The 14455-nt window shown below is 69.8% G+C and carries 14 protein-coding genes; 6 read left to right on the top strand and 8 right to left on the bottom strand.

What is annotated here, in order from left to right; translation table 11 throughout:
- Positions 1-40 precede the first annotated feature (40 nt).
- From AB7E83_RS06120 to AB7E83_RS06105, 4 genes are all read left to right on the top strand, one after another.
- Positions 41-1405, top strand: a complete 1365-nt coding sequence (locus AB7E83_RS06120) for an acyclic terpene utilization AtuA family protein (protein WP_428566555.1) — start codon at positions 41-43, stop codon at positions 1403-1405.
- Positions 1402-1728, top strand: coding sequence for an AtuA-related protein (locus AB7E83_RS06115; protein ID WP_428566553.1), 327 nt, complete (start codon positions 1402-1404; stop codon positions 1726-1728). Before AB7E83_RS06120 ends, AB7E83_RS06115 begins: the two co-directional genes overlap by 4 nt.
- Positions 1725-2696: a Bug family tripartite tricarboxylate transporter substrate binding protein gene (locus AB7E83_RS06110; RefSeq protein ID WP_428566551.1), complete on the top strand. Its 972-nt coding sequence runs from the start codon at positions 1725-1727 to the stop codon at positions 2694-2696. The genes AB7E83_RS06115 and AB7E83_RS06110 overlap by 4 nt, the downstream gene beginning before the upstream one ends.
- An 85-nt stretch (positions 2697-2781) precedes the next feature.
- Positions 2782-3915: a tetratricopeptide repeat protein gene (locus AB7E83_RS06105; RefSeq protein WP_428566549.1), complete on the top strand. Its 1134-nt coding sequence runs from the start codon at positions 2782-2784 to the stop codon at positions 3913-3915.
- Between the two features lie 44 nt (positions 3916-3959).
- Here the strand turns inward: AB7E83_RS06105 and AB7E83_RS06100 are convergent, their stop codons facing one another.
- The 7 genes from AB7E83_RS06100 to AB7E83_RS06070 all read right to left on the bottom strand — a co-directional run bounded on the left by AB7E83_RS06100 (position 3960) and on the right by AB7E83_RS06070 (position 11262).
- Positions 3960-5171 carry a diguanylate cyclase domain-containing protein gene (locus AB7E83_RS06100; protein ID WP_428566546.1) on the bottom strand — a complete coding sequence of 404 codons (1212 nt, stop codon included), beginning with the start codon at positions 5169-5171 and terminating at the stop codon, positions 3960-3962.
- Positions 5172-5213: 42 nt separating this feature from the next.
- Positions 5214-5651 (bottom strand): universal stress protein, encoded by a 438-nt coding sequence (locus AB7E83_RS06095; RefSeq protein ID WP_428566543.1) that lies wholly within the window; start codon positions 5649-5651, stop codon positions 5214-5216.
- A 16-nt stretch (positions 5652-5667) separates the two neighbouring features.
- Positions 5668-6354 (bottom strand): TerC family protein, encoded by a 687-nt coding sequence (locus tag AB7E83_RS06090; RefSeq protein WP_428566539.1) that lies wholly within the window; start codon positions 6352-6354, stop codon positions 5668-5670.
- Positions 6355-6507: 153 nt separating this feature from the next.
- Entirely contained in the window at positions 6508-7914 is a 1407-nt protein-coding gene (locus AB7E83_RS06085; RefSeq protein ID WP_428566537.1) for a sensor histidine kinase, read from the bottom strand.
- On the bottom strand, positions 7895-8575 hold the full coding sequence (locus AB7E83_RS06080) for a response regulator transcription factor (protein ID WP_428566534.1): 681 nt from the start codon (positions 8573-8575) through the stop codon (positions 7895-7897). Before AB7E83_RS06080 ends, AB7E83_RS06085 begins: the two co-directional genes overlap by 20 nt.
- A gap of 21 nt (positions 8576-8596) precedes the next feature.
- Entirely contained in the window at positions 8597-9016 is a 420-nt protein-coding gene (locus tag AB7E83_RS06075; RefSeq protein ID WP_428566531.1) for a type III secretion system chaperone, read from the bottom strand.
- Between the two features lie 14 nt (positions 9017-9030).
- On the bottom strand, positions 9031-11262 hold the full coding sequence (locus tag AB7E83_RS06070; protein ID WP_428566528.1) for a hypothetical protein: 2232 nt from the start codon (positions 11260-11262) through the stop codon (positions 9031-9033).
- 109 nt (positions 11263-11371) lie between these two features.
- Here AB7E83_RS06070 and gorA point away from each other — a divergent pair, with 109 nt between their 5' ends.
- Positions 11372-12742 carry a glutathione-disulfide reductase gene (gene gorA, locus AB7E83_RS06065; RefSeq protein WP_428566525.1) on the top strand — a complete coding sequence of 457 codons (1371 nt, stop codon included), beginning with the start codon at positions 11372-11374 and terminating at the stop codon, positions 12740-12742.
- Between the two features lie 4 nt (positions 12743-12746).
- Here gorA and AB7E83_RS06060 read toward each other — a convergent pair whose 3' ends face one another.
- Positions 12747-13121: a DUF192 domain-containing protein gene (locus tag AB7E83_RS06060; protein ID WP_428566523.1), complete on the bottom strand. Its 375-nt coding sequence runs from the start codon at positions 13119-13121 to the stop codon at positions 12747-12749.
- 111 nt (positions 13122-13232) lie between these two features.
- On the opposite strand from AB7E83_RS06060, the gene AB7E83_RS06055 reads away from it, so the two are divergent.
- Positions 13233-14399 (top strand): DNA topoisomerase IB, encoded by a 1167-nt coding sequence (locus AB7E83_RS06055; protein ID WP_428566520.1) that lies wholly within the window; start codon positions 13233-13235, stop codon positions 14397-14399.
- Positions 14400-14455: the final 56 nt, after the last annotated feature.

Below are 14455 nucleotides of genomic sequence, written 5' to 3'. Positions count from 1 at the left end.
TCCATTTTACAAATCACGTCCCCGGGCGCACGATGAGGACATGAACGAGCTCCCGCCCCTGCGCATCGGCTGCGGCGCCGGCTTCTCCGGCGACCGCTGGGACAGCGCTATCGCCGTGGTGAAGACCCTCGCCGCGACGCCCGGCCCGGCCGTGCTCATGTTCGAGATGCTGGCCGAGCGCACGCTCGCGCTCGCGCAGCTGCAGCGGCGCGGCAACCCCGAGGCCGGTTGGGAGCCCTCGCTCGAACGCTTCATCCGGCCCGTGCTCGCCGACTGCGTGAAGGGGTGCATCCCCATCGTCGGCAATTTCGGCGCGGCCAATCCGCGCGGCGCGGCGGCGCTCCTGCAGCGACTCGCGCAGGAGCTCGGCCTGGGCGCGCTGCGCATCGCCGTCGTGGAGGGCGACGACCTGCTCACCGACCTGTCGGCGGCGCAGCGCGACGCGGTGCTGGGCAGCGCGACCGCAGGCCGCACGCTGGTGAGCGCCAACGCCTACCTCGGCGCGCAGGAGATCGCGCAGGCGCTGAAGGCCGGCGCGCAGATCGTGGTGACCGGCCGCGTGGCGGACCCGGCCCTCGTGCTCGGCCCGCTGATCGCGCACTTCGGCTGGCGCGACGACGACTGGGACCGGCTCGCCCGCGGCACGATGGCAGGCCACCTGCTCGAGTGCGGCGCGCAGGTCACGGGCGGCTACTTCGCCGATCCCGGAATCAAGGACGTGCCGGACATCGCGGCCATCGGCTTCCCCATCGTCGAGGTGAGCGAGGACGGCACCCTCACGATCACGAAGGCGGACGGCACGGGCGGCTGCGTCGACACGCGCACCGTCACCGAACAGCTGCTCTACGAGATCCACGATCCGCGCGCCTACCTGACGCCCGACGTCGTGGCGGACATCGGCGAGGCCACGCTCGAAGTCGTCGGCCGGGACCGCGTGCGGGTTCGCGGCGTGCGCGGCCATGCGCGGCCGCCGACGCTCAAGGCAACCGTCTGCTACGAAGGCGGCTGGCTCGCGGAAGGCGAGATCTCGTATGCGGGACCGAACGCCGCCGCGCGCGCGCGGATGGCCGGCGACATCGTGCAGCAGCGCCTGAAGACGCTGGGCGTTCCGCTTCTCGGCCTGCGCCGCGACGTCATCGGCGTGACGAGCGTGTTCGCCGAGGACGCCGGCGGCTGGTGGGACGATGCAGCCCCCTCCCCGGCGCAGGATGTGCGCCTGCGCGTGGCCGTCGTCACCATTGGACGCGCCGATGCCGAAGCCGCGGCCCGCGAAGTGCTCGCGCTCTACACCTGCGGTCCGGCGGGCGGCGGCGGCGTGCGCACGACGCTCACCCCCCGCCTCGCGAGCGACTCGTGCTACGTGCCGCGCGAGTGGCTGCGCCCCCGCTGGAGCTTCGTGCCATGAAGACCTTGCTGCACACCCTCGCCCACGCCCGCACCGGCGACAAGGGCAACCGCTCGTCCATCAGCCTCATCGCCTACGAGCCGCGTCACTGGCCGCTGCTGGTCGAGCAGGTCACGGAGGAGCGCGTCGCGAAGCTGTTCGCCGCGCGCAAGCCGACGGCCGTGAAGCGCTACCTGCTGCCGAACCTGCACGCAATGAACTTCGTGCTCGACGACGTGCTCGACGGCGGCGTCAACGGCTCGCTCAACCTCGACACGCACGGCAAGGCGCTGTCCTCGCTGCTGCTCACGCTCACTCTCGACGTACCGGAGACAACAACATGATGAATCGCAGAACCACCCTCGCCGCCGCGGCCCTCGCGCTGCTCCCGTCTATTCCCATTGCCGCCGCGGCGCAGACCTTCCCCGACAAGCCGATCACCTTCATCGTCCCCTTCGCCGCGGGCAGCGCGACCGACCAGCTCGCCCGCGCGCTGGGCCAGGGCGTGACGCAGGAGACGAAGCAGCAGGTTGTGATCGACAACAAGCCGGGCGCCAACGCCTTCATCGGCGCGCAGGCCGCCGCCAAGGCGCCGAAGGACGGCTACTCGATCTTCATCACCACCAACACCACGCACGCCGCCAACGAGCACCTGTTCAGGAAGCTGCCCTACGACCCCGTGAAGGACTTCGAGCCGGTCACGCTGTTGTCGAAGGGCGGTCAGATCCTCGTCGTGAACAACAACCTGCCGGTCAACAGCGTGCAGGACCTCATCAAGCTCGCGAAGTCGAAGCCGGGCAAGCTGTCGTTCGGCTCGGGCAGCTCGTCCAGCCGCATCGCGGGCGAGCTCTTCAAGCAGATGACGGGCACGTACATCGTCAACATCCCGTATCGCAGCAACCCGCCGGCGGTGACCGACCTGATCGGCGGCACCATCGACCTGATGATCACCGACATGGCCACGGGCCTGCCGCAGGTGAAAGGCGGCAAGGTCAAGGCGCTCGGCGTGTCGACGACGAAGCGCATCGCGCTCGCGCCCGAGATCCCGACGATCAGCGAGGCGGGCGTGAAGGGCTACGAGATGACGTTCTGGTTCGCGGCCTACGTGCCCGCCGGCACGCCCGCGCCGGTGGTGGCGCGCCTCAATGACATCCTGCAACGCGCGAACCGTAGCAAGGTGGTGCAGGACTTCTACGCGAGCACGGGCTTCGAGACGCTCGGCGGCTCGTCGGACGACCTGCGCAAATTCCAGGCAGCCGAATCGCAGAAGTGGGGAAAGATCATCAACTCGGCGGGCATCGAGAAGGAGTGATCCTTCCCTGCCGGTTCAGTATGGCGGGCTGAACCCGTTGCGTCCCGCGCCGATGCGCAGCGCCGTCGGCCGCTACATTAATCGCATGACCGACAACGCCACGCCGACACCCGATCCGGACCGCTCCCGCGACCACTTCCGCGAAGGCGTGCGCCTCTCGGGCGAAGGCGACTTCGCGGCTGCCGAGAAACGTTTCGAGCAGGCGCTGGCGCTCGACCCCGCGCGGCTGTCGCCGGCCGTCTACCTGGCGTCGTGCCGCATGCGGCTCGGCCGTCCCGGCGATGCGCTCGTCCTCCTGCACGGCGTGCTCGACCGCGACCCGGAGCACATCGACGCGCTCGGCCTGCGCGGCGCGGCGCTCGCGATGATCGGCCAGTACGACGCCGCCCTCGACACGTTCGAGCGCGCCCTGCGCCTGCGGCCCGACCACAAGCAGGCCCGCGCGATGCGGCGCAATGTGCTGCACGAGCTGGGCCGGCTCGACGAAGCGAAGGACGACGAAGAGGCGGCCCGCGAGGTCCGCGACCCCGAGGTGGAAGGCTACAACCGCGCGGCGGCCAGCAACGGCCCGACACCGCCGTCCCCGCCCCGCGCCTATGTGCGCAATCTCTTCGACCACTACGCGGCGAACTACGACCAGGACCTGCTCGATACGCTGCACTACCGCGTGCCGGCGGTCTTGACGAAGGGTGTCGCCGACATCGGGCGGCGCTTCGAGAACGCCCTCGACCTGGGTTGCGGCACGGGCCTGTGCGGGCCGCTGCTCAAACCCCTCGTCGACCGGCTGGAAGGCGTGGACCTGTCGCCGGAAATGATCGAACGCGCACGGCCGCGAGGCGTGTACGACGCGCTGCACGTGGCCGATATCGCCGAGTTTCTGGCGGACACGCGTGAGCGCTACGACCTGGTCGTGGCCGGCGACGTGTTCATCTACGTGGGCGCGCTCGACACCGTGTTCGAGCGGGTCGCGCAACACATGCACCCCGGCGGCATTTTCTGCTTCACGGTCGAGGCGCATCCGGGTCCCGAGCCTCTCGTGCTGCGCCGCAGCCGGCGCTATGCGCACGCCGAGGCGCCGCTGCGTGAACTCGCGGCGAAGAATGGGTTCGAGGTGCTGCGGCTCGAGCACTCGCCTCTGCGCGATCAGGGCTGGGAGCCGCTCGCGGGCTTCTACGTCTGGCTCGCGAAGCGCAGCGCCGACCCGCGCGAGGACGGCTGAGCCACCCTGCCGCGGGCCGGACGACAGCCGCTACCGTCGACCCGCTAGCGTGTGGCCGCTGCCGGCAGGGCGACCTCCAGCACGTCGCCCTGCTGCGCCGAATACCGCGCGATCCGGCTGCGATAGGCCAGCGCCGTGCGCGACATGCCGCGCGCCGTGTTCACCGCGGCGGCGCGGTTCAGGTCCGGCGGCACGGCAAGGACGCCGATGCCGAAATCGGGCACCCACTGGTGGGCGCCGACCCGCACTTCGGACGGACGCTCGCCGACGCCGAGCGTAAGCGGCTGCGACAGCCGTTCATGCACGCGCAGCGCCACGTCGAGAAGATGGCGGTCGGAAGTCTCGCCGCGCAGCAGGAGCAGGAACACGTCGTTGCCCAGCCGGCACATCTGCACGCCGCGCGGCACCGCGTTGCGCAGTCGCGTCGCCAGCACGAAGAGCGCCTGGTTGTGCTCGGCGCGGCCGTGCAGGTTCTCGAAGGCATAGAGGTTGGCCACCGTCACGACGATGGTGCCCACCGTTTCCGATCCGCGCGTGGCGAACACCGAGTTGATGAGGTTGCCCGCGGTCTCCAGCGACCGCATGCGCGTGACCGGGTCGTAGCCCGAGCCGTAAGCGCGCACGAGGCGCAGCTCGGCGAGGTGCGAGAACTGGCTCCAGACCGCGAACGCCATGCAGAGCTCGTGCGCGCTCACCACGAGCGCGGTCACCGCATGCGCGGGCCAGGGGACGCCCGGCGAATTCGCGGCGATCCAGGCCGTGAGGACGAGGCCCAGCGACACGCTTCCCACGCTCGCCACCGCGAGCCAGGCCAGCCGGTGGTGCCGCAAGGCGCGCCGGCTGAACAGCAGGGCGAGCGCGACGAGCGTGCAGAAGGTGGCGTAACCCGTGGCGAGCAGCATGCCGCTGCGCGGCGGCAGGCTCCACGAGAGCGCCGCGACGGCCAGCACCACGAGGACCGATGCTCCCCAGAGTCGCCACACCCAGCCGCGCGTGCGCAGCATGAGCAGCATCAGGCCGCTGAGCGCCAGGGAGTTGAACAGGGCGGTGACCGACTGGATCCTCAGGTTGAGGTCCGGCCCGCCGGGAAAGCCGCCGAGGGCGGCGAGAACGTAGGGGCTATTGAGAAAGGGCGCCGCCGCCATCAGTAGCGCGACGCGCGGCAGGCCCTGGGCCAGCGGAATGGCAGCCGCGAGGAAGGCAACCGCCGCGACACCAAAGTACGCTCCCCAGAATCCGACGGCAAGGGCATCCATCCCGCGGACGATATCAGGCCCGCGGGACGCCGACGCCCGGACTCAGGAGCCGATCACCTCGTAGCCGGCATTGCCTTCCAGCAGGTGGCGCACCTGCCCGGCGAGCGAGCCGAAGAGCGCCATCTTGCGCTGCGCTTCGTGGCCGTCGCCGAACAGGACGCGCCCGCACTGCAGTTCGCGCGCGCAGGCCGCGATGGTCTCGGCGCTGCGCCCCACGCGGACGTGCGAGGTGTGGCGGATGCCCGCCGCGCCGAGCAGCGCCTCGGCGCTCGCGAGGTCCTCGCGGCCGGCCTTGTCGTGCAGCTCGCTCAGCTCGTTGCGGCCGAAGAACATGGCGACGTGCGAGGTGACACGCGGCTGCACGCTGAGCAGATGCACGTGCAGGGCGGGGTCGAGCGCCGCGGCGCGCGCGGCCTCGGCCACCGCGGCGCGGATGTGCGCGTCGTCGCCGCGCGTCACGGGAATGAGGATGTTTTTCATTGCAGCGGCTCCCGGGTCAGGCTTGCGCCGGCTGAACCGTGCCGCGGCCCATCAGCCACTTGCCGGTGGCGACCACGAAGGCCGCGCCGATGGCGGGGGCGATCCAGTGCAGCACGTGCAGTTGCGAGGTCCAGCCGCTGATGGCGGGGTCGCTGATCGCCATTTCGCCGGCCACCCAGCCCAGGAGCGCGGCGCCCAGGGTGATGATGACGGGGAAGCGGCCCATGATCTTGAGCAGCAGCGCGCTGCCGAAGATGATGAGGGGAATGCTGATCACGAGGCCGATGACGAGCAGCGGCACGTTGCCCTTGGCCGCGGCGGCGACGCCGATCACGTTGTCCAGGCTCATGACCAGGTCGGCGATCACGATCGTCTTGATCGCGGCGGCCAGGTTGGAGTGGCCTTCCAGGTTCTCTTCCTCGTCGTCCTGCTTCAGCAGGCCGATGCCGATCCACAGCAGCAGCGCCGCGCCGACCAGCTTGAGGTAGGGCAGCGACAGCAGGTACACCGCGAAGAAGGTGAGCACGATCCGCAGCACGATGGCGCCGACCGAGCCGAAGATGATGGCCTTCTTCTGCTGGTGCGGCGGCAGCGAGCGGCAGGCCAGCGCGATCACGACCGCGTTGTCGCCCGAGAGCACGATGTTGATGAGGATGATCTGCGACAACGCGATCAGGAAGTCGGGGCTGGAGAAGAATTCCATGACTCTGGGGCCTTCGGTGAGGGGTAGGACCACGGCGGAGTGCCGCTGCCCCCGAGTCTGCGAAGCGGGCCTGACGGGAGTTTCTTCCCAGCCTGTCGGCAAGCCCGCGCCAAGCTGTCCTGGAACTGACAAACGCCCTTGCCGGGCGCCGGTTCAGTCGTCCGCCGCCAGCGGGAACACCACGCTGAAGCGGTTGCCCACGCCGTCGCTGTCGTCCTCCAGCTCGATGGATGCGCCATGCAGCATCGCGATCTCGCTGACGATGGACAGTCCCAGGCCGCTGCCGTCGGCCTTGGTGCCCAGCGTCCGGTGGAAGCGTTCGAAGATGCGCTGCCGCTCCTCCGGCGCGATGCGCGCGCTGTCGTCGCTGATGGCGATCACCGCGTGCGTTCCCGCGGCGTTCTTCCCCGCGCCGACCGTCACGCGCCCGCCGCGGTGGCTGTAGCGGATCGCGTTGTCGATCAGGTTGTTGAGCATCTCGCGCAGCCGGTCGCCGTCGCCCTTCACCGGCAGCGGCGCCGCCTCGCCCTCGAAGCCGAGATCGATGCCCGCGCGCAAGCCCTGCGACACCCATTCCATCGCCACGTCGAGGGCGAGCGCGCGCAGGTCGAGCACCTGCAGCTGCGCGGCCTGGACCACGCCGGGTTCGTTGCGCGCGAGCGCGAGCAACTGCCGCACGAGGCGCGAGAGCCGCTCGACGCTCACGTACACCTGCGCCAGGTTGTGATGCAGCCGCTGGGGGTCCTGTTCGCGCAAGCCGAGTTCGATCTGCGCCTTGAGCCCGCTCACCGGCGTCTTCAGCTGGTGCGCCGCATCGGCGATGAAGCGGTTCTGCGCGTCGATGGCGCCGCGCACACGCGCCATCAGCTCGTTGACCTCGTCGAGCAGGGGCCGCACTTCCGCGGGCACGTGGTCGACCTCGATCGGGCTCAGGTCGACGTGCGAGCGCGACGACACCGCGGCGCTCACCCGGCGGACCGGCGCGAGCCCGCGCGACACGCCCACGTACACCGCGCCGACCGCCAGCAGGATCAGCAGCAGCTGCGGCGCGATGGTGTTCAGCAGCATCTCGTTGGCCAGCGCGCCGCGCTTGTTGGTCGTCTCGGCGACCTGCACGAAGACGAGTTCGCCCGTGCGCGCGCCCGGGTAGGGCAGCCACGCGGCGACCGCGCGCACCTCCTTGCCGTGGAGCCTGAGCGAGTAGAAGCGCGCGCCGTTGCGGCGCGTGCCGTGCGGCGGCCCCGCGAACTCCGTTTCGCCGCCGAGCAGGCGACCTTCCGCCGTGGCGACGCGATAGAAGATCTGGTCCTGCGCGTCCTCGAAGAGGATCTGCTTGGCCATTTCGGAGAGATCGAGGCGCGGCACGCCGCCATCCGCGCGGACCTGCACCGCGAGCTCGCGGGCGATCTCGTGCAGCGAGCGGTCGTGCGCCAGGTTCGCGAGGCGCGTGGAGCTCCAGGACGAGAACGCGGTGTCGAGCGCGAGCAGCACGAGCAGCGGCACGAGCAGCCAGCCGAGCAGCCGCGACTGCAGGCTGCGCTCAGTCCGCGCCGGGCTCATTCGGCCGCTCGATCAGGTAGCCCATGCCGCGGATCGTCTTGATCTCGCAGCCGAAGCTCTCCAGCTTCTTGCGCACCCGGTAGACGAGCACCTCCACCGCATTCGGCGCGACGTCGTCGCCCCAGCCGTAGAGCTGGTTCGTGATGTGCTCCTTGCTCACGACGCGGCCCACGCGCAGGAACATGAGCTCGATCAGCGCGAGTTCGCGCGCCGACAGGTCGATGGGCTGGTCGCGGTGATACAGGCGCCGCGCGACCGTGTCGAACCGCAGGTCGCCGTACTCGATGTCGGGCGTGGCCTGCGCGCCGCGGCGCAGCAGCGCGCGCACCCGCGCCTCGAGTTCGGGCAGGTCGAAGGGCTTGGCGAGGTAGTCGTCGGCCCCGAGGTCGAGCCCCTTCACGCGGTCCTGCAGCGTGTCGAACGCGGTGAGCAGGAGAATGGGGACGAGCGATTTGCGCGCGCGCAGGCGGCGCAGCACCTCGAGCCCGCTGATGCCGGGCAGGCCGATGTCGAGGATGGCGAGGTCGTAGGGATGCTGCGCGAGCGCGACGTCGGCGAGCTCGCCCGTGTCGATCGCGTCGACCGTATAGGCGGCCTGGGCCAGCGCGCGCACGAGGGCGTCGGCCAGGACCTTGTCGTCTTCCACCAGCAGGATGCGCACGGATGCGATCCTAGCCTACGCTCAGGACACGGCGGCCGCGGCCTCGAGGATGTCGTGCCAGGACTGCCGGATCTCGCCCATGTTCGCGAGCACGGCGCACAGGCGCGCCGGTGCGAGCCCGGGCAGCGGGAGCTCGAGCATGAGCACCACCCGGCCGGGCGTCCCCGAGAGCGCCATGCGAAGGCCGCCGGTGTCGTGCCAGAGAAAGTTGTACTGCAGCAGCCGCTCGTACAGGCGTTCGCGCGCGGCCGGCGCGGCCTCGCCGACCGGGCACACGATCACCATGCGGCCTTGCGCGTCGTCGTGCTCGATGTCGAAGGGCAGGCCGTCCGCGAGACGCAGCGTCCAGGCCGGGCGCTCGTCGTCGGACACCAGCGCCTCCGCACTCAGCATCAGCGCGGCTTCGCGCACGAGATCGTCGATGGCGGTTTGCAATGGCATGGCGGCAGCCTTCATCACGCGGCGGCGTGCGGAAACGGCGGCGCGCCCAGTCCGAAACGCGGAACCTTCGCCTGCGCTTCGTCCATCGCCTTGCGCAGCGCGATGGCGTCTTCGACCCGATGCGATCGGCCCTTGCGCTCGACGCCCATCCTGTCCAGGATCTTGCGGCCTGCGGATGGGTCCTTCGACTTGTCGTGGTGCGACGTGTGGCGCTTTACACGACCCGTGGAAGGCCCGGCCATTTCCGCCGCCCGCGCCTCTTCGGCTTCCCGACGGGCCTGCGCGGCCTGCCGCTGGTTGGCCTTCCCGATCCTGGCTGCCTGCGTGCGGTCTTCCCGAGCCGCAGCGCGGCTGGCCTGGCGATCGTGATAGCCGTCTTCAGCCCCTGCGGCGGCCGCGTTCTTCGCATCCCGCGCCTGCCAGCGCGCCTGCTTCTCCGCGGCCTGCCGCGCCTGCCAGTCCGCGAGCACCTCGACTTCCGGAGGCTCTTCGGGCGCTTCGGACTCGACGACGACCGGCAAGATGGGCGTCGCACCGGCCGCTTCAACCGGCAAGTCGCCCGGCTGCGCGTCGGCGCCGACCGAGGCGGGCTGCGGAGCCGGGAGCAGTCGCTGCGTCACCTCCTGAGGCATTTCGAGGAGTTGCGCCAACGCGTGATCGACCACGGCCTGCATGATCCAGGGACGGTAGTGCCCGATCAGCGCATGCGGCGCCACGCCCTCGTTGCGCGGGTCCCGGGCTTCATCCGACAGCAGGAAGACCTCGTACAGCCAGGCGCTTTGCCGCAGGTCCGCCACCTCCTCCTGCCAGCGCAGCGCGCGCGGGCTGTCCAAACCATCGGGACGAAGGCCATCGCCCTTCGGCGAATACACGGTCGACTGCGATGCGGCAACCCCCAAGGCCAACTTCAGTCCCGCCCCGCCTTCGTGGATGTGGAGCTTGATCCGGGGCAGCGCCCGGATCGCGCCATCGGCGATCCGGTCGACCTGTGCGCAGGAGAACACCGCATATTCGCGCAGCACCGGTCGCGGCAGATCGAGCAGCATCAGCGCGGCGCTGAGCCAGAACGCATTCTCGACAATCGGCTCCGCGATGCGCGCCTCGGCCATCCAGTGCAGTTCGTCCACGACGGACTCGGCGCAGTCCACCCGCCACTGCGCGACCCTTGCCAGGCTCTGAAGAACCTCGTTATCCGACTCTCTCGTGCTGCTTCTGGTGAACATCCGGAAGGCGCTGGCGAACTCGTCCCGGCTGAAGTCGTCATCCACATCCACGGCCGGCAATTCTTCGCCGGCATCCTGCGCGCGGGCAACGGCGGCGAAGCCCATGGTCAGCAAATGGCAGATCATGAAGGCGCGTTCTGGAAGCATCGCAGTAGAACCCGCGCGGAGGATCTCGGCCTCGGGAAGGCCCCACCTGTTCACCAGCGCGTCCCAGTCGCCAGCGCTCGCATCGGCGGCCACCGAAGCCAGGACCTCCAGGTCGGCAACGGTGGGCGGACCCTGCTCGCATCGTTGTCGAGCGATCGTCTCGAACCAGCCGCGAATCGCCTTGTGCACATGCGGCGGCAAGGTGGGGCGCGCCTCGTTCCACATCGCCTCGACCAGCATGCGGACCAGCATGTCCGTCTGCCCGGCATCGAGCGGCAGCGCACTCCCCATCGAAAACCTGTCGTGACCTGCCGGAAACAGGAACATGCGTGCCGCCTGGCCAGGCTCGCGCGGGATGCCCTGCACCAGCTGGGTCATGCGCAGGCCCGGCGGCAACACCACCGTGCCGAAATAGTCCGTCTCCTCCCCTCGTGCCCGCGCGCGCTCGCGACTTCTCTGCTGCTGTGCGAATTCGTCGAGCGCGCGGGCGGACTCGCCACGCGCCGGCACCAGCGAACGCAGCGGCGCGGGGTCGCCGACGAGGAATGCTGCCGACGCCTCGGCGAGCTGCTGGAAGCCTTCCAGCGGGAGGCGAGGTCCCGTGAAGACGTTCCACACTGCGACTTGCGCGACCCGCCGCCAGTCGCCGGGTCGGGCCTCCGGCTGGCGGGCCATGTCGGCCATCATCATGTCTTCGAGCGCTTCGCGCAGACGGCGCCGGTGGGCGGCGCTCAGGTCCTCGCAGGCGGGGTTCAGCGCCAGGCGATCGGCCTCGTGCATTTCAATGGTGAAGGCGCCCGGGCTGCCCTTTGTTGCGTGCTGGAGAGTGGGCCATGTGGCGGCCAGCGACATGCCGGGTTGGTGGCGGGCGAACATTTCGGATCCTGCAGAGGAACAAGTCGGAACCATCGCATCGACAGGCTCGCCGTGCATGATGCGAAGGTCTGAACCGCTATAAATTCCTCGTGCATCCACAAGGACCTCCATGACCGATTCCAACGACTGCGACCTTTTCGTCATCGGCGGCGGCAGCGCCGGTGTTCGCGCCGCGCGCATGTCCGCGCAGCGCGGCGCGCGCGTGGTGCTCGCCGAGGCCGCAGCGCTCGGCGGCACCTGCGTGAACGTCGGCTGCATCCCCAAGAAGCTCTACAGCTACGCGGCGCACTTCGCCGACGACTTCCGCGATGCCGCCGGCTACGGCTGGACCGTGGGCGAGCCGACTTTCGACTGGGCCACGCTGAAGAAGAACCGCGCGGCCGAGATCGCGCGACTCAACGGCGTGTACGCGAACCTGCTCGCGGGCGCGGGCGTGCGCACGATCACGGGCTGGGCCTCGCTCGCGGATGCGCACACGGTGATGGTCCGCACCGCGAGCGGCGAAGAGACGGTGCGCGCGAAGCACATTCTCGTGGTGACCGGCGGGCGGCCCACGGTGCCCGACTTTCCCGGCTGCGAACACGTCATCACGTCCGACGGACTGTTCGATGCGGAGCCCTTTCCGAAGCGCTTGCTCGTGGTGGGCGGCGGCTACATCGCCTGCGAGTTCGCCTCGATCTTCAACGGCCTCGGCGCAAAGGTGACGCAGCTGTACCGGGGCGAGCAGGTGCTGCGCGGCTTCGACGACGACATCCGCGCGCACGTCGCGCGCGAGATGACGAAGCACGGCGTCGACCTGCGCACCCGCGCGGACGTGAGGTCGATCGAAAAGCGCGGCGACGGCTCGCTTGCCGCCACGCTGGCCGACGGCACGGTCCTCGAAGCCGACAAGGTGCTGTATGCGACGGGCCGCGTGCCCAACATCGCGGGGCTGGGCCTGGAAGCGCTCGGCGTGAAGCAGGGCCGCGACGGCGCGATCGTGGTCGACGAGGCCTACCGCACCTCCGTCCCCTCGATCCTCGCGGCCGGCGACGTCACCGCGCGCATCCAGCTCACGCCCGTGGCCTTGGGCGAAGCGATGGTGATCGCGGACCATCTCTTCGGCGCGGGAAAGAAGGCGATGGGCTACGACTACATCCCCACCGCCGTGTTCACGCATCCGAACATCGGCACCGTGGGCTATTCCGAAGCGCAGGCGCGCGAGAAGTTCGGCGCCGTCACGATCTTCCGCAGCGAATTCAAGGCGCTCAAGCACACGTTGAGCGGCAGCACCGAGCGCACGCTGATGAAGCTCGTGGTCGACACGGCCAGCGACCGCGTCGTCGGCCTGCACATGGTCGGCGCCGACGCGGGCGAGATCGTGCAGGGCTTCGCCGTGGCGATGAAAGCGGGCGCGACCAAGGCGGTCTTCGACAGCACCATCGGCATCCACCCCACGGCGGCGGAAGAGTTCGTGACGATGCGCGAGCCGGTGGCCTGAAGCCTCAGGCGCGAATGAAGAGCGGGCCCTCGATGCGCGCTCCCGGCGCGATGCCGCGCTCGCTGAACCAGCCCTGGTTGACTTCCAGTACGTAGCGAACCGGCGTCTCGCAGGTGTGCGCGTCCTCGCAGTGCGGCTCCAGGTCGCCGATCTGCACGATGTGGCCGTCGTCGTCCATGAACGCGATGGACAACGGAAGCGGCGTGTCCTTCATCCAGAAGCTCTGCGGCTGCGGCTCGTCGCACATGAAAAGCATGCCCTCGTTCTCCGGCATCTCGCGCCGGTGCATGAGGCCCAGGGCACGCTCTTCGGCGTTGCGGGCGACGTAGGCGTCGAGCGGATGCTCGCCGATGGTGAGTTTCACGCGCGGGAGTGTCATGCGGTCATTCTGGCGCGTGCGGCGCGAAGGCCGTGTAGTGAAGTCGCCCCGCCTCATCCGTCGCGCTTGTCCTACGGCCGCGCCGGTCGGCGGCACGAACACTCGCCAGCCATGGCCCGCGCCGAAGCCGAATCCGCTCCTCCGCCCGACACCGCCGGGGCCGTCGACCCGCGCGAGGCCGCGGAGGTCGCGGGCCTGCAGTACGTCTCGGACGAGCAGCCTGGCATCCGCCGCGAACAGGCGGGCGACCTGGTCGCCTACTTCAAGGACAACGGCGATCCGGTCCACGACGACGCGACGCTGGAGCGCATCCGCAAGCTCGCGATTCCGCCGGCCTGGACCGAGGTCTGGATCTGCGCCCGTGCGAACGGGCACATCCAGGCGACCGGACGCGATGCGCGCGGCCGCAAGCAGTATCGCTACCACGCGCAGTTCCGCGAGGTGCGCGAGGAGACCAAGTACGGCCGCATGCTCGATTTCGCGCAGGCGCTGCCCGCGGTCCGCGCCCGGCTCGCCGAGCACATGGCGCTGCGCGGCCTGCCGCGCGAGAAGGTGCTGGCCACGGTCGTGCATCTGCTGGAGACCACGCTGATCCGCGTGGGCAACGAGGACTATGCGAAGGAGAACCGGAGCTACGGCCTGACGACGCTGCGCAACCGGCACGTGAAGGTCGAGGGCGGGCAGCTCCGGTTCCAGTTCAAGGGCAAGAGCGGCAAGACCTGGCAGCTCGCCGTGCGCAACCCGCGCGTGGCGAAGGTCGTGCGCGCGTGCCAGGAATTGCCGGGGCAGGAGCTCTTCCAGTATCTCGACGACGAAGGCCAGGTCAAGCGGGTCACGTCGTCGGACGTCAATGCCTACCTGCGCGAGATCACCGGCCGCGACATCACCGCCAAGGACTTCCGCACCTGGGCCGGCACCGTGCTCGCCGCGATGGCGCTGCAGGAGGTCGAACGGATCGACCCGGACGCGACGCAGAAGAAGAACCTGAAGGCGGCGATCGAACGCGTCGCGGCGAAGCTGGGCAACACCCCGACGATCTGCCGCAAGTGCTACATCCATCCCGAGGTCATCTCCGCGTACACCGAGGGTGCGCTGGCGCTGGAGGTGAAGGAGCGCGCCGATGCCGAGCTGCGCGAGAACCTGGGCCGGCTGAAGCCGGAGGAAGTGGCGGTGCTCGCGCTGCTCGAGGCACGGCTCGCGCGCACGCTCGAAGGCTCGCTGAAGGCATCGCTCGCGGCGAAGAAGAAGCCGCGGGGGAAGTCCGCCCGAAGGGTTTAGGGCGAAAGTTCGACCGCCGCCGCGCCGGCTCGGACTTCGCCTACGCACGCATCCGA

It is taken from the genome of Ramlibacter sp. (assembly GCF_050250995.1).
Taxonomy (GTDB): Bacteria; Pseudomonadota; Gammaproteobacteria; order Burkholderiales; family Burkholderiaceae_C; genus Ramlibacter.
The sequence above is the reverse complement of the archived record's forward strand: the minus strand, read 5'-3'. Positions and strand labels throughout refer to the sequence as shown.

Bases quoted from the DNA above. Each gene is read 5' to 3' on its own strand.
- AB7E83_RS06085 (WP_428566537.1), bottom strand. From the start codon at position 7,914: ATGAGCCCGGCGCGGACTGAGCGCAGCCTGCAGTCGCGGCTGCTCGGC.
- AB7E83_RS06110 (WP_428566551.1), top strand. From the start codon at position 1,725: ATGATGAATCGCAGAACCACCCTCGCCGCCGCGGCCCTCGCGCTGCTC.
- AB7E83_RS06090 (WP_428566539.1), bottom strand. From the start codon at position 6,354: ATGGAATTCTTCTCCAGCCCCGACTTCCTGATCGCGTTGTCGCAGATC.
- AB7E83_RS06120 (WP_428566555.1), top strand. From the start codon at position 41: ATGAACGAGCTCCCGCCCCTGCGCATCGGCTGCGGCGCCGGCTTCTCC.
- AB7E83_RS06070 (WP_428566528.1), bottom strand. From the start codon at position 11,262: ATGTTCGCCCGCCACCAACCCGGCATGTCGCTGGCCGCCACATGGCCC.
- AB7E83_RS06115 (WP_428566553.1), top strand. From the start codon at position 1,402: ATGAAGACCTTGCTGCACACCCTCGCCCACGCCCGCACCGGCGACAAG.
- AB7E83_RS06055 (WP_428566520.1), top strand. From the start codon at position 13,233: ATGGCCCGCGCCGAAGCCGAATCCGCTCCTCCGCCCGACACCGCCGGG.
- gorA (WP_428566525.1), top strand. From the start codon at position 11,372: ATGACCGATTCCAACGACTGCGACCTTTTCGTCATCGGCGGCGGCAGC.
- AB7E83_RS06095 (WP_428566543.1), bottom strand. From the start codon at position 5,651: ATGAAAAACATCCTCATTCCCGTGACGCGCGGCGACGACGCGCACATC.
- AB7E83_RS06105 (WP_428566549.1), top strand. From the start codon at position 2,782: ATGACCGACAACGCCACGCCGACACCCGATCCGGACCGCTCCCGCGAC.
- AB7E83_RS06075 (WP_428566531.1), bottom strand. From the start codon at position 9,016: ATGCCATTGCAAACCGCCATCGACGATCTCGTGCGCGAAGCCGCGCTG.
- AB7E83_RS06100 (WP_428566546.1), bottom strand. From the start codon at position 5,171: ATGGATGCCCTTGCCGTCGGATTCTGGGGAGCGTACTTTGGTGTCGCG.
- AB7E83_RS06060 (WP_428566523.1), bottom strand. From the start codon at position 13,121: ATGACACTCCCGCGCGTGAAACTCACCATCGGCGAGCATCCGCTCGAC.